The following is a 14,259-nucleotide window of genomic DNA, read 5'->3' on the forward strand; positions in this document are numbered from 1 at the left end:
CACGCAAAAACCTACCACCAGTGAGTACCATTATCAACGACACCGCTAACACCCGCCTCAAGTTTCTAGAAGATTTGACGGGCTACAAAGTGCACCACGACGACATCGATCCCCGGGGCTATACCGTAAAGCTCAACTCCGGCGAAACCATTGGCGAGGTCGAAGGCCTGCTGGCCGATACCAGTGCAAATCTGGTCCGCTACATCGAGGTCGAGATCGACGACGATGTCATCGAGCGTCACACCTCGGGCCGGTATAGCGAGGAGGATCGCCATGCGCTCGTCCCCGTAGGTCTGGTGCACCTCAATAGCTCCAGCAACTCCGCTACCCTACTGGGTCTGACCTTCGATCACCTAGTCGACTACCCCCGCTTCCAAAAAAGTAAGGGATACACTACCCGCTACGAGATCGATACCAATGATTACCTGTCGGACTTTCACGAGTACGGCACGAGTTATCAGCGCGACCGCTTCTCGACCAACGAGTACCGTAACGCCGATACGCTGCACGACGACTTCTACACCAGCGACTTCTACACGAAGACGCCCCGGTAAACGAGGATTTGTAAGAGTCGAAAAACCCGATCCGCCCCCGTGGCAGGTCGGGTTTTCTTATCGCCCAAACTGCCGCTGCCCGTCGTAGCGGTTCTGGTTAACGGGCACCTCCAGGAAGTCGAAGGTGCCGGGCTTCACCGCGATACTGAATTGGTAGGTATTGCGCTGTGGAGCCCAGCTGAAGCGCATTTCCCAGCAGTGCAGGTCGCGGGCAAAGCTGAGGTAGGGGTAGGTGATCCGCTTGCTGGTGAAGTCGTAGCCGATCTGGCCGATGTTGACGCTCCAATTTTCGGTCAACTGTAAGGCACCGCGTAGCTCGATACTGTTGGCGGTGGTGTTAAAGCGTAACGTATCGCGGGTCCCTTCCTCCACGGCCACCTCCCGGTCGAGCCGAAAGTTGAGGGTATGACGGATGCTGAAGTTCTCAAACAGACTCAGGAAGTCCGTTTCCTCAAACAGCGTCGCCTGCTCCTCCCGCCGTTGTCGGCGTTCCTCCACCACGTCGGTCACGAATTCCTCCTCCTGCCCCTGGAAGAGCTCCCGGAATTTATCCACCGTAAGGCTTGTCGAGATCGTTGCGTTAAAGCTACTCAGTTGCACGGGTACGCCCCGCTCGCTGAGCGTGGTCCGGTTGACGCGGTTTACCTGCCGGGTCCGCTCGTTGTAGCTACTGACGTAGGGGTCGAACTGCGCCCGCAGCGATACCTGCGAGAGCCCCTTGAACAGTCGGGTACTGCCGTTGACGTTGATCGGGCTCCACCGCAGGCTATCGGCGCTAAGTTGGTAGCGACCCGTTACCCCGATATTCTGAAACAGCTTGATGATTTGATCGGCGCTATCCTTACGGCTGTAGACCTTGGCCTCGAAGAGATTACTGAGGCTGTAGCTGATTCCCAGGTTCCCCTCCGTGCGCGTTGGCTCGCCAAAAATTTGACCATCAAAGGGGCTCACAAACAACTTGGGATCGCCTCGCTGTGGATCGACAGTTGATCGGGCAATGAAGTAGGGCAGCCCACTGATGAAATCGACCGCATCACGATTATCAGGCTGATAACTCAAAGAGGCGGTGGGCTTGAGCACGTGACGGATACCCTTCAGGCCAAATACACCCCGCCGCCCGAAGAGTACCTTGCCGAATAGCTGGGTGCTCACGCTCACGCCGGCGTTAAAGTTGCGGAAGGAAGCGATTCCCGGATTAAACCGCTCATCATTGATGGACGCGAAGCTGGTCGTGTCGCTGAAGGGGTTGCCATCCTCGTCAAGCTCCGTCCGTGTCTTGACGGTAGAGGTATCGAGGAAGTAGTCGATCGTCTTACCGTAGTACACTTCCGAGTAGCTCATATTCGGACTGACGTTGAAATACTTGAGCACGTTCAGGCTCAGCGAGGCCGTAGCATCCTGTTGAAAGCCGTAGCGGGCATCGGTCAGCGTCTGTGGGGTGAAGAAACTACTGTCAATGGCTGCGAACTCCGTGCGCAGCTGGTTACCGTAGCGAATAGCTAATTTCTTGTACCACTTCCGTGCGCTCCCCGGTAGGTTGCGCAGGGGGTAGATGGTCTGCGTCTGAAACTGCGCATCCGGAAAGTTGACGCTGATCTGCCGCGTCTGATTGTTCTGGCTGTGGTTAAGTCCGGCGGTCAGCGTAGACTTTAGCTTCGGGAAGGTCTTCGTAATGTTCATCGACGAGCGGATCACGTTCGTACTCGCTGCCTCATAGGTATTGATGAACCGCTGGTCCACCAGGTCGGTCTGAAAGTTGACGCTGCCCCCAAAAGTAAACGTAGGGTGAGCACTAGGATCCTGCCGGTGCGTCCAGCCTATACTGATACCGCTGGCTACGACATCCTGTAGCCCCTGCTCCACGGTTGATTCGGTGATTAGCCGCCGGTAACTCACGTTGGCATTCCCATTGTACTTGTACCGCCGCCGGTAGCTAGTGGCCGTGTTGATTGTAAAGGTTCCGTTGAGGTAGATATCCGTAGTAGCCGTAAGATTCACGTGCTCGCCCAGCGGAAAGAACCAACCGATCCCCTGAAAGCCGAAGCCCCACTGCGGACTGTACTGATAGTCGCTCGGAAAGAGCAGCCCGCTGGAACGGCCGCTCTTTAGCGGAAAAAACCCGAACGGCAGCCAGAAGGGCGTCGGCACCCCCATGATCTCTAGATTCGACGGGCCGATGATGGCCAGTTTGTTCGGTACGATCTTGGCCCGTTGCGTACGGATCCCGAAGTGGGGATGCTCCAGCGAGCAACTGGTGAAGATGGCCCCCTCGGTGTAGATCACATCCGAGCGCGTGGAGTCATTGGTCTGGATGGCCCCGCTGACAAACTTGGACTTGCCACCCCGCACGAAGACATCATCCTGAGTGGTCACGGTCTCCTTCACAATGCCCTTACGCGACTTGAAGTTATACTCCAGGCTTTTAGCGCTAAATTCTTGACCTCCGTCGCTGAAGATCGGGTCGCCTACCAGTACACCGGCACTATCGGGGTAGGGGGCGGCACGGACCAGGTTAGTGCCGTAGTCCAGGGTGATAAAGTCGGCCTTCAGACTGATCTGCTGGTAGTTCACCTCCGCCGCTCCGTAGAGGCGCATTTGCTGGTTAGCTAGATCGATGTCCATACTATCCCGTGCCTGGTAATCTACGGGGGCATCGAGGCTATCCGGGCTCATCTGGTAGTCGGCCGTCGACCCGCGGAATGGCGCTTCCTGCAACACACTATCCACCTGCGCACCCGCCCAGAAGGGTACACTCAGCAGGCAAAACAGGAGGGCGGCGGCGCGCAGGTGCAAGGGCGGGTGGTTGGAAAACAGAGCTACGGAATGGATACGAAAAACGAGCGACGCGTTGGGCATGCGACGCCGAAACCGGGGCTTTAACGCTTCCTTAATACGGGCCGGCAAAGGTACGACAACGAGGCCGGCGGGGCGGGGTCGGTCGAATTTGGTATATTTCCCGGTAACGAAAATTTTACCTAACCCCTCATCAAGTATTTATGATATGCCCTCCAACTTCATCTTCGAGCTGCTCTGTATCGACCCCGAAGACATCAACGATCAACGCGGGTTTATCCACGCCATCAGCTATTCTAACGACGTTTGGAACGGTCGCTCGCCCATCATCACGAAGGACAAGAACGGCCTTGAATTTATCAAGGGCGAAAGTGGCCTTACCGTCTCCGTCATCAACGTAGACACCAGCAAAATCCTCACCGATCTTGTAGAAGCAGCCTTCGTACTCCGCGTGGAAAGCCCCATGTTCGAACCCCTGGAGCCCTTTCGCCAGCGGCTGCTGCGGCACCTCAGCGATAAGCTACGCTTCAATCACCTACGGGTACTACAGGACGATATCAGCTCCGAGATCGCCAACCAGCTCTACCCCAAGATTAATGCCGTAGAAAACTTGTTGCGGCGCTACCTGATCAAGTTTTTCTTCCAGCGGGTAGGGATGTCCTGGTGGGAGGTCACGGCCACCCCGAAAATGATCGAAAAGGTGAAGGCCCGGCAGCGCAACCGCTCCAACCAGTTTAGCTACTTCATCAACTCCGACATCGAGTTTGCGGACTTCGATGACCTTGGCTTGTTGATCTACAAGCAGTCCACGGGCTTCAACGAGCCGGAAAAGGTGCTCGAGCGGCTTTCCCACATTGAGACCTTGGAGGAGTTGCGCGAGCTCAAGGAGAACCTGGAGGGCAACTACACGAAGTACTTCAAAACCTTCTTCCGCGATAAAAACTTCGAGCGGCTCTGGAAGGAGATGTCCAAGATCCGCAATAAGGTGGCCCACCAGGCGACCTTCTTCCACTCCGAGCTGCGCAAGGGGATCGAGCTTTCCGCCGAGCTGACCAGTATCATCAAGGACGCCGAAAGCCACATCGACGAGATCGTGCTCTCCCTCAAGGAGAAGCAGGCCATCCACCAGGCCGCCGCCGAAGTGGTGCGGGAAGAGCAGGAAGAAGCCGCCGTGCATCAGGTGCACGACCTCAACGGCCAGCGCTCTCAGCAGGCCGCTACCGAGGAGGCCGCCGCCCTGGCCGCTACCAAAGGGCCGGATGCCGGCAGCGACCACCGCGTCAAACTCACTGGCCCCAAGATCATCGGCAAGATTAAGCTGGAGCACAAGACCAACAGCTACCGCGATACCGCCCCCCCGGGCTACCGCGTCATCACCGCCGAGGAGATCCTGGACGAGCTCCACGACGCCCTCCACCTCAACTTCACCACCTACGTGGGCCTGAAGTGGTTCGTGACCCAGTACCTGGCCAATAAGGGCTACGCTATCGGCACCACTTATTCCCTGGTCAATATCCTCATCGAGCAGGAGCACATCGAGCTGTACGACTACGAGAGCTCGGAGGGGTATATGATCAAGGCGGTACGGCTTCCGGCGGAGGAGGACTAACTATTCGAGGATCCGGAAGGTTGTCCGCCGGTTGCGCTGGTGCTCCTCCTCCGTGCAGCGTTCGCAGATGCACTCGGCTACCGGTTGGGTCTCGCCGTAACCCTTAGCGGACAGGCGATCGGCGCCGATGCCGGCCTGGACGAGGTAGTCGACGGCGGCCTGGGCGCGGGCCTGGGAGAGGGTTTCGTTGTAGTCGTCGCGGCCGCGGCAGTCGGTGTGGCTACCGAGCTCGATGCGGATACTGGGGTTGCGGGTGAGCAGATTGGAGAGCTCGTTGAGGGTGGGCTGGGCGTCCTCGCGGATGAAGCTCTCGTCGTAGTCGTAGTAGATATTCTGGAGCACGATCTCCTGGTTACGGAATATCTTTTCGATCTCAAGCTCCAGCTCGTAGCGCTGCTCGGGGGCATCGGGGTCGCGGGGCAGGTTGCGGCTGCTGAAGCGGCCCTCGGCGGCCAGGTAGTCGGGGCGCTCGGCGCGGAACTGGTAGTTTTGATCGTCTACGAGTACCAAGCTAAGCTGCCCCTCCTCATTGGTAGTCACGCTACGGCTCTGGTCACCTACCTGGGCGATGACCGTAGCGTTGGGTACGGGGCGCACGCCGAGTACGCGGCTAGAAGGGTTGCTGGGGTCTTCGCGAATCTTCTCCACCACCGTCACATCCAGCACGTTGCGGTAGGCGACGGGGGTGGTGTCGGGCGGCGGCGGGGGCAGCTGCGTTTTAGTGTACGCATAAATATCGTCGCTGCCAGAGCCCCCCGGGCGCGAGCTGCTGAAGTAGCCGGTGGTGGTGGAGCCGATACCCGTGCCATTGCGGCGCACGATGGTGTAGGCGAAGTCGTCAGCGCCGCTATTAATCGGTAGGCCTAGATTTTTAGGTGCGTTGTAGCGGTCGTCGTCTAGGGGCCAGGTGCGGAAGATGTCCAGTCCACCAAGGCCTTCCAACCCGTCGCTAGAAAAGTACAGGGTGTCACCGTCAAGGGTAGGAAACTGCTCATTACCGGCGGTGTTGATGGCGCGGTTCATCAGGTCGGGGGTACCCCAGGCACCGTCAGGACCTTTAGTCACCTTATACAGATCATAGCCGCCCCACCCTTCCACGAGGTTGGCGGAAAAGATGAGGGTGTTGCCATCGGGGCTGAGGGCGGGATGCATGTAGTTCGCTTCCGGCGTGACGAAGGGCAGCTTCTCGGCTACCCCCCAGCCATCACCTACCCGCTCACTGACGTAGAGCCCGCAGTAGGCATCGGTGCGTTTGGCCGGCGGGCTGCAGCGGGTGAAGATCATGGTATTGCCATCGGCGCTGAAGGCGGGTGTCCCCTCGTTATCGTCCGTGTTTAGCGTGGCCGTGAAGCCCTCTACACTACCGGCCTCGGGGTTGGCCCTGAAGAGATCGCTGAAGCTGCGGCCTGTCCAGTTATAGGTATCATCCCCGGTAGCGGCCCCCCGGTCGCTGGTAAAGACTAGGGCATTGTCGAAGGACACGGCGGCGTAATCGGCCTGCGGACTGTTGAAGGCCACCGGGTTCACCTCGTATTCCTTACGCTCCTGTTTGGCCTCTCGCTCCTTTAGCTTTATGGCCAACTCGGCCCCGGCGATGTCCTTGCGAAACTCGTAGCGGCTGCCGATTTCGAAGCCCAGGTCGGTGTAGGTCTGTATGGCCTCCTCGTAACGTTCCAGCCGCTTGAGGGCGGCGGCCTTTTCGCGTAGGGCATCGGGACCGACGCCGTTGTCGTAGGCCGTCTGAAACCACTCCACGGCCTCTTCGTCACGCCCGAGCTCCCGCAGGCTGACGGCCAGGTTATTGGCGATCTCCCCCTGCTGCCCCCGGCTCTTTGCCCGCTTGTACTCGCGCTCGAGCATAGGCACGGCGACGTTGTACTGTTTGCGGTCTACGGCGGTGGCGCCATCGGTAATTTTGGCCGTGTAGGTACAACCCGCCACAAGGACCAATACGAAGGCAATTAAAAAGGTGCGCAGCATAGAAGAGGGCTTTGCACGAAAACGACTGGGTAGGACCATTGTTGGCCTTCCAGCGTCGGCTGTCCGTCGCCGGGGCTAGTCCGGTGACGTCGGTACAATGGCGGAGGTATAGGAGGTCGTCACCCGCAGGTAGGGATGGCCGAAGTACGACTGGTAAGCGATCGGGATGAGCTGTACGGTATGTGCGCCGGGATAGCCACCGTGGCGGTAGGTAGCCCGGAGGCTATTGGCCAGGGTATCCGGGACTACCCCGGTGAGGCTTACTTGGTTACCCCAGTCGGGCTCGGCTACAAAATCCTCCTGGTTGATGCCCATCAGGAAAGGTCCGTAGGTCAGGTAGCCCATCGTGGGTTCCTCCGGAAGGTCGCCACCTGCGCTGCGTTCCTCTCCAGAGTGAAAACGCAAATTGTACAGTAGACCGATCTGCCAGCTATCTCCCGCCGCCGGCACCTGCGGCTCGCCCGCGGCTACTCCATTAATTTCCATTGCGGTGACGCCCTCCGGTTGGAGTATACGCAGTGGGGTGTCATCCCAGGCGGTTATCTGGAGCCGGTACAGTTGCCGTTCCCCGTTAGTACCGGCGTAGGTCAGGTCGAACGACTTTCCATCCTGCGTATACCGCTGACTGACCAGCACCTGTAGGGTTGACACGCCCCCCGGTGTCACTACGGCCTCCTGTTCCTGCACCGTGAGCAGTGCCATCAGTCCGTGCATGGTACAGCACCACCAGGAGCGGCGGGGGTTGCTAGCGCTCATGCCGTCGCCCGTGAAGTAGTGATGGCCGAAGTCACCGCTGGGATACTGGTTGTAGAACAGGGCGTTGAGCAGCGCCCGATTAGCGACGCTTACGTACCGGTCCTCGCCCGTCAGCCGCCCCAGGTGGTAGGCCAGGCGCACGAAGTCGGCCGAGGAGCAGCCTTCATCCCGGTCCCCGTGGCCCCCGAAGTACTCGTACACCGCACCGTGGCGGGTGTAGTCCGCCGAAGCCAGGAGGTCATCGAAGGTTGCTCTGGCGTAGGCCAGTTGCTTAGCATCCCCCGTTAGCTCGTACAGCATCAGTACGCCCCGCAGCGTAGTCAGATAGCCATGGGTATGCACCTCGCCCCGCTTTGGGAGCACGGTATAGGCATCGACCGCGGCCTGAGTGTACTGCGCTTCGCCGGTAGCCCGGGCCAGCAGCACCAGCCCCTCGATGTACTGGGTAAAGCAAATAATTCCCTTGGCCCCGAAGCCCCGCAGTCGCTCGGCAATTTCCGGGCTCCGGGAGGCCTCTGCCGTACCGATAAAAAAGTCGCCTAATTTACGGGCGGCGGCGAGTGCCGCTGCGTTACCCGTCCGCTCGTAGTAGGTCATCAGACCCACCAGCAGGCGGCCGTTGCCCCAAAGTAGGGCCATATGTTCGCCACCGATCTCCTCGGCGGTGTATACCAAGGTGGGGTCCCCGAAGCGCCCGTCCTCCTTCTGCTCCGCGATCAGTTTTGTGACCAATGCATCGAGGTCTACGCTACCCCGCCGTTCGGGACTCACCAGGCTCATCACCTCGATGTAGCGTCCCGACAGGTCCCCACTGAAATTGTAGAAGCGGCGCGGGTCTTCGGGGTGTAGGTCTACGTCCGCCAGCAGGAAGTCCTCGGTGTAGGCCGGCTGCATGTCCAGGTCGGTGAGCCGCTTGATGCTTAGGTCGATACGGTGATCGAGCTCATGCTCCGGTATGCTCAGTTGGGCACAGAGCAGAGTGGGAAGTAAAAGTAGCAGGCACAGGCGCATGATCGGGTAGTTGGTGTCGAAAGATACGTCAGCCGTAGATTCTTCAACCACTCCATCTGCCTTAGCACCTGCGGCCCCGCCCATATGACTGCACAGAAATGTTCCCCAGCACTGCCAATCTGTCAGCCCAGTAGCGTACCTTTGCGGGCTAAAGTGAGTGCTGATGTACGACGATAATCCGACGCTACGGGGGGTGAGCGACAAAAAGGTGGATGAGGCCCTGCAGGGACAGGTTTATGTAGACACCGCAGCGGTACTGGAAGCGCCCCGGGCCAAGCAGTTCTACATCGAGAGCTACGGTTGCCAGATGAACTTCAGCGACTCCGAGATCGTAGCTTCCATTCTGGGGGAAGCAGGCTATGGCCCCACACGCAATCTCGAGGCGGCCGACCTCATCCTGATCAATACCTGCTCCATCCGCGAAAAGGCGGAGGATACCGTGCGTAAGCGCCTACGGGTGTTTGACAAGGTGAAGCGGCGGCGGCCGGGTACACTGGTGGGCGTGCTGGGCTGTATGGCGGAACGGCTGAAGGCTAAGTTTTTAGAGGAGGAAAAGCTGGTGGATCTAGTGGTAGGTCCCGATGCCTACCGCGACCTGCCCAACCTGGTGGCTGGAGCCGAGGAGGGCGACAAGGGCGTGAACGTCTTCCTGAGCCGCGAGGAAACCTACGCCGACATCAACCCCCTAAGACTACAGAGCAACGGGGTTACCGCCTTCATCTCCATCATGCGGGGCTGCGATAACATGTGCTCCTTCTGTGTAGTGCCGTACACGCGGGGACGGGAGCGAAGCCGGAGTGCGTACAGCATCGTAGCCGAGGCTACGGACCTATTCGACCGGGGCTTTCGGGAGGTGACCCTGCTGGGACAAAATGTGGACAGCTACAAATGGGCTAATCCCGAAAGCGGAGGTGTAGTAAGCTTTGCGGAACTGCTGCGACTCACCGCGGCGGTGCACCCCGACCTGCGTATCCGCTTCAGCACCAGCCACCCGAAGGATATTACCGACGAGGTGCTCTACGCCATGCGCGACCACCGCAACGTCTGCAAGTATATCCACCTGCCCGTGCAGTCGGGCAGTAGCCGCATCCTGGAGCTGATGAACCGCACCTACGACCGGGAGTGGTACCTACGCAAGATCGACCGCATCTACGAGATCTTGCCGGACTGCGCCATTAGCTCGGACGTGATCACGGGGTTCTGTACGGAGACGGACGAAGAGCACCGGGAGACGCTGAGTATGATCGACTACGCTCGGTACAGCATGTCGTATATGTTTTACTACTCGGAGCGGCCGGGCACGCCGGCGGCGCGTAAACTCACCGACGACGTACCCCTTACAGTGAAGAAGCGGAGGCTACAGGAGATAATCGACCTACAAACCAGCATCAGCCACGAACTGAACCAGCGCGATATCGGTAAGGGGTTTAGGGTGCTGATCGAGGGGGAAAGCAAACGCTCGGCCATGGATTGGAAAGGACGCAACAGCCAGAATAAGATGGTGATCTTCGCCAAGACCGGCCGCCACCAGCCCGGCGATTACGTCGATGTGCGCATCACGGGGGCCACCTCCGCTACGCTACTTGGTGAACTGCCAGAAGCCTGACCCAATATGGCAGCGATAGCAAGTGTCAAGCGCCGCTACGGCATCGTGGGCCGCTCGCCGGTCCTGGAAAACGCGCTGAATACCGCCCTGCGAGTGGCTCCCACCGACCTGAGTATCCTCATCACTGGCGAGAGCGGTGTGGGTAAGGAGGTGTTCAGTCGGATCATTCACGACAACTCGCCGCGTAAGCACGAGAAATTCATCGCCATCAACTGCGGGGCCATCCCGGAGGGCACCATCAACAGCGAGCTCTTCGGCCACGTAAAGGGCGCTTTCACCAACGCCACCGGCGACCGCAAGGGCTACTTTGAGACCTACGACGGGGGTACGATCTTTCTGGACGAGATCGGTGAGATGCCGCTGGACACCCAGACCTACCTACTACGGGTGCTGGAGAGCGGGGAGTTCATCCGCGTGGGGTCGAGCACCACCCAGCGCACGGACGTACGCATCGTGGCGGCCACCAACCGGCGGCTCAACGAGCGCATCGCCTCCGGTAAATTTCGCGAGGATCTTTACTACCGGCTGGCTACCGTGGCCATTGAGCTACCCAACCTGCGGGAGCGACCGGAAGATATCTACCTCCTCTTCCGCTACTTCGCCAACAACTTCGCCGAGCAGCAGGGCTTCGAGCCCATCCAGATCGACGACGAGGCCCGCTGGCTGCTGGAGAACTACCACTGGCCCGGCAATATCCGCGAGCTCAAAAACGTGACCGAGCAATTGTCCATCCTCGCCGAAAAGCGGGAGTTGACCGCCGTGGATCTGCTGACGATGATGCCCAAGCTACGCGACCGCAACCTACCGGCCATCACGCGACAGAACGGCAACGGCGGGGCCGGCGACGGCATGCAGGAGCGGGAAATTCTCTACAAGGTACTCTTCGACATGAAGTCTGACCTCAACGACCTCAAGGGGCTCATCTTTGAGCTCATTCGCTCCAACGACCTGCGGGTGCCGGATATGCAGAAGGTGCGCTCGCTCCAACTGCCGGCCACTTATCCGGCAGCGGCCGAGGAGATCGACCGGCGGGCGGGCGGGGATGAGGTACCGGAGGGGGAGCACCACCCCATCATCGTAGATTCAAGCATGCAACGCGCCTACGACCGCAGCGAGATCGTGGAGGAAGACCTCAGCCTGGCCAACGCCGAGCGTGAGCTCATCCGCAAGGCGTTAAAGAAGCACAACAGCAGACGCAAGGAGGCCGCCGGAGAGTTGGGCATCAGTGAGCGCACCCTGTACCGTAAGATCAAGGAGTACGAGATTTCGGAGTGACAAACCTAACCAAAGCCCATCGCGTTACAGTCGCGTACTTATTCAACCAGTGCGTGCCTACACGCTCACCCAGCCTCCCCCCCTTATGCGCAACGAAGTAAAGATTGGAATCCTGGCCGTAGTAGCCATACTACTGGCCTTCTGGGGGTTCAAGTTTATTCAGGGGAGTAATCTGTTTTCGTCCGCACAGACCTTTTACGTAGACTATAAGGACGTAGCGGGGCTCACCGTAGGTACGCCCGTACAAATATCTGGGGTCAATGTCGGCTCCGTCAACGAAATTCGCCTCGACCAGGTCAAGAAACTGGTTGTCGTCACCCTAGAGGTCCGCAAAAACGTCAACGTGCCGCCGGGCACCCGTGCCTACATCAGCACCGTAAGCCTGCTGGGCGAAAAGGCCGTGCAGTTGGAGTACGATAAACCCTGCTTCGGGGATGGCGACTGCGCCGAGAATGGAACCTACCTCGAAGGCTCCTCGAAGGGTATCCTAGCTTCCTTCCTGGGTACCGACCCGGACGCCGACCCCGCCGATGGCATAAAGGCCCAGATCAGCGAGGGCATCGATAGCCTGCAGTGGACGCTGTTCAGCGAGGACAGTAACAATCCAATTGCCCGCTCCTCGCGCGACCTGGCTGCCACCATGGAAAATCTCCGGGCCGCTTCCCAGCGCTTCGAGGTGCTGCTAGACGCCAACAGCCGTAGCATCAGTACCACTACTGGTAACCTGGCCAGCCTCACCACTTCCCTTAACGCACAGGAAGAAAGCATCGCCCGTATCATCTCTAACGCCGATACGCTATCCGGCAATCTTAGTAAGCTGGAACTCGAACAGACCGTCGATGAGGTCAATACCAGTATCGTGCAGCTACGCGGCACCCTCGATAACGCCGACCGTGCACTCAACGGGGTCACCGACGTCCTCGACGACGTCCAGCAGGGCAACGGCACCCTCGGTAAGCTGCTCACCGACGACGAGATCTACAACCGCCTGAACCGCGCCAGCCTGGCCGCCGATACGCTGCTGACCGACCTACAGGACCGGCCATACCGCTACGTCCCCTTCAAGAGCCGCCGGCGGGTACTCAAGTTCGACCGCAAGGACGCCGCCGCGGCGGCGGAAGTAGAAAACAACTAGGGTGGAAGTCCTCACGGCCGAGCAACACCGCGCCCTCGACGCGGCCACCCTCGCCGAACAGGGCATCACGAGCCTTCAGCTCATGGAACGGGCAGCCACCGCCTGGGCTACGGCTTTTATGGTGCATTTTCCTAGAAAAGACCGCGAAATAGTGGTCGTGGCCGGCCCCGGCAACAATGGAGGCGATGGACTGGTCATCGCCCGGCTGCTTCGCTTCGAGGCCTACTCGGTGCGGATCGTGTACGTCGATCTCGCGCCCGCTTCTCCCGATAACCTGGCCAACCAGCGGCGGGCCAAGGACGTTGGAGTCCCCCTCAGAAGCTGGATACCCGGCGATCCCCTCCCCCAACTTCCCCCCGACAGCCTTCTCGTCGATGCGCTATTCGGCACCGGCCTGAGCCGTCCCCTGACGGGCAAGGTAGCGGAACTGATCGAGCAACTCAACTCGGATGAATCCCTCACGCGGGTGGCGGTCGACCTCCCCAGCGGCCTCTACACGGATGCTCCGGCGGAAGGTGCCGTCCTAAAGGCCCACCGTACCCTGAGTCTAGGCTACCCCAAACTCGCGCTTTTCGCCCCGGCAGATGCCGAATATCTAGGGAAGTGGGAACTGGTAAATTTCTCACTGTCAGCCAACTACGTACCGGGGGCGCAGGTGCAACATTACATGCTAAGGGCAGCGGAAGTAGCCAGGCTGCTCCGGCTGCGTAGTAGTAGCGACCATAAGGGTACGTTCGGGCACGCGCTGCTGGTGGCGGGTGCCTACGGTAAGATGGGGGCGGCAGTAATCTGTGCGCGTAGCGTGCTGCGGGGTGGAGCGGGACTAGTCACTACCCACATCCCACGGTCGGGCTACCAAATCATGCAGATCAGCTTTCCGGAGGCCATGTGTAGTGTAGATATACACAAATACCACTTCACCTCCGTGGAGGTGTCGGACCGCTACGCTACGGTGGGGGTCGGTCCCGGTCTGGGTCAGGATGAAGCTACCGCCAAGGGGTTAGCAAAGTTACTGGCCGACTACCGACAGCCGATGGTCATCGACGCCGATGCCCTTAATTTGATCGCCGCGCACAACTGGCTCGATCGGATACCGCAGGGTAGTATCCTGACGCCCCACCCCAGGGAGTTCGAGCGTTTATTCGGGCAGACCTCCGACGACTTTGCCCGGTGGGAGGTGCAGCGGCAGCGGGCCGTTTCCCTGGGACTGGTCATCCTCTGCAAGACGAATCACACGAGCATCGCTACGCCAGACGGTAAGGTATACTTCAACACCAGCGGCAATCCTGGTATGGGTACGGGGGGTACGGGGGATGCACTTACCGGACTACTTGCGGGCCTTCTTGCCCAGGGCTACGATCCGGGCACCGCGGCACGGCTGGGCGTTTACCTGCACGGACTGGCCGGCGACCTAGCCGCCGAGGAACTCGAGCAGGAAAGTCTGCTGGCGGAAGACCTCGTGAGCCACCTGGGACCTGCCTTCCGCCATCTGCATCGTCTGCGCTCCCCGGGCTGAACAAAAGGGGCCACCCAACCTATT

At 59.5% G+C, this 14,259-nt stretch carries 9 protein-coding genes; 6 read left to right on the forward strand and 3 right to left on the reverse strand.

Annotated features, from left to right (window positions below; translation table 11 throughout):
- Nucleotides 1-20: 20 nt before the first annotated feature.
- Nucleotides 21-554: a hypothetical protein gene (locus ACOOHD_RS05960; protein ID WP_420460658.1), complete on the forward strand. Its 534-nt coding sequence runs from the start codon at nucleotides 21-23 to the stop codon at nucleotides 552-554.
- Nucleotides 555-611: 57 nt separating this feature from the next.
- On the opposite strand, the gene ACOOHD_RS05965 is transcribed toward ACOOHD_RS05960, so the two are convergent.
- A complete protein-coding gene (locus ACOOHD_RS05965; RefSeq protein ID WP_420460659.1) occupies nucleotides 612-3,347 on the reverse strand; it encodes a putative LPS assembly protein LptD in 2,736 nt (911 codons plus the stop codon).
- 208 nt (nucleotides 3,348-3,555) lie between these two features.
- Between ACOOHD_RS05965 and ACOOHD_RS05970 the strand changes: the two genes are divergently transcribed.
- Nucleotides 3,556-4,956 (forward strand): hypothetical protein, encoded by a 1,401-nt coding sequence (locus tag ACOOHD_RS05970; protein ID WP_420460660.1) that lies wholly within the window; start codon nucleotides 3,556-3,558, stop codon nucleotides 4,954-4,956.
- Here the strand turns inward: ACOOHD_RS05970 and ACOOHD_RS05975 are convergent, their stop codons facing one another.
- Nucleotides 4,957-6,936, reverse strand: a complete 1,980-nt coding sequence (locus ACOOHD_RS05975; RefSeq protein WP_420460661.1) for an OmpA family protein — start codon at nucleotides 6,934-6,936, stop codon at nucleotides 4,957-4,959.
- A gap of 75 nt (nucleotides 6,937-7,011) precedes the next feature.
- Entirely contained in the window at nucleotides 7,012-8,703 is a 1,692-nt protein-coding gene (locus ACOOHD_RS05980) for a beta-L-arabinofuranosidase domain-containing protein (protein ID WP_420460662.1), read from the reverse strand.
- 163 nt (nucleotides 8,704-8,866) lie between these two features.
- On the opposite strand from ACOOHD_RS05980, the gene miaB reads away from it, so the two are divergent.
- The 4 genes from miaB to ACOOHD_RS06000 all read left to right on the forward strand — a co-directional run bounded on the left by miaB (nucleotide 8,867) and on the right by ACOOHD_RS06000 (nucleotide 14,235).
- Complete coding sequence (gene miaB, locus ACOOHD_RS05985) at nucleotides 8,867-10,309, forward strand: tRNA (N6-isopentenyl adenosine(37)-C2)-methylthiotransferase MiaB (RefSeq protein WP_420460663.1); 1,443 nt, start codon at nucleotides 8,867-8,869, stop codon at nucleotides 10,307-10,309.
- Nucleotides 10,310-10,315: 6 nt separating this feature from the next.
- A complete protein-coding gene (locus ACOOHD_RS05990) occupies nucleotides 10,316-11,584 on the forward strand; it encodes a sigma-54 interaction domain-containing protein (protein WP_420460664.1) in 1,269 nt (422 codons plus the stop codon).
- A gap of 85 nt (nucleotides 11,585-11,669) precedes the next feature.
- A complete protein-coding gene (locus tag ACOOHD_RS05995) occupies nucleotides 11,670-12,719 on the forward strand; it encodes an MlaD family protein (RefSeq protein WP_420460665.1) in 1,050 nt (349 codons plus the stop codon).
- A gap of 1 nt (nucleotide 12,720) precedes the next feature.
- Nucleotides 12,721-14,235, forward strand: coding sequence for an NAD(P)H-hydrate dehydratase (locus tag ACOOHD_RS06000; RefSeq protein ID WP_420460666.1), 1,515 nt, complete (start codon nucleotides 12,721-12,723; stop codon nucleotides 14,233-14,235).
- Nucleotides 14,236-14,259: the final 24 nt, after the last annotated feature.

The organism is Neolewinella sp. (assembly GCF_965214665.1).
GTDB lineage: Bacteria > Bacteroidota > Bacteroidia > Chitinophagales > Saprospiraceae > Neolewinella.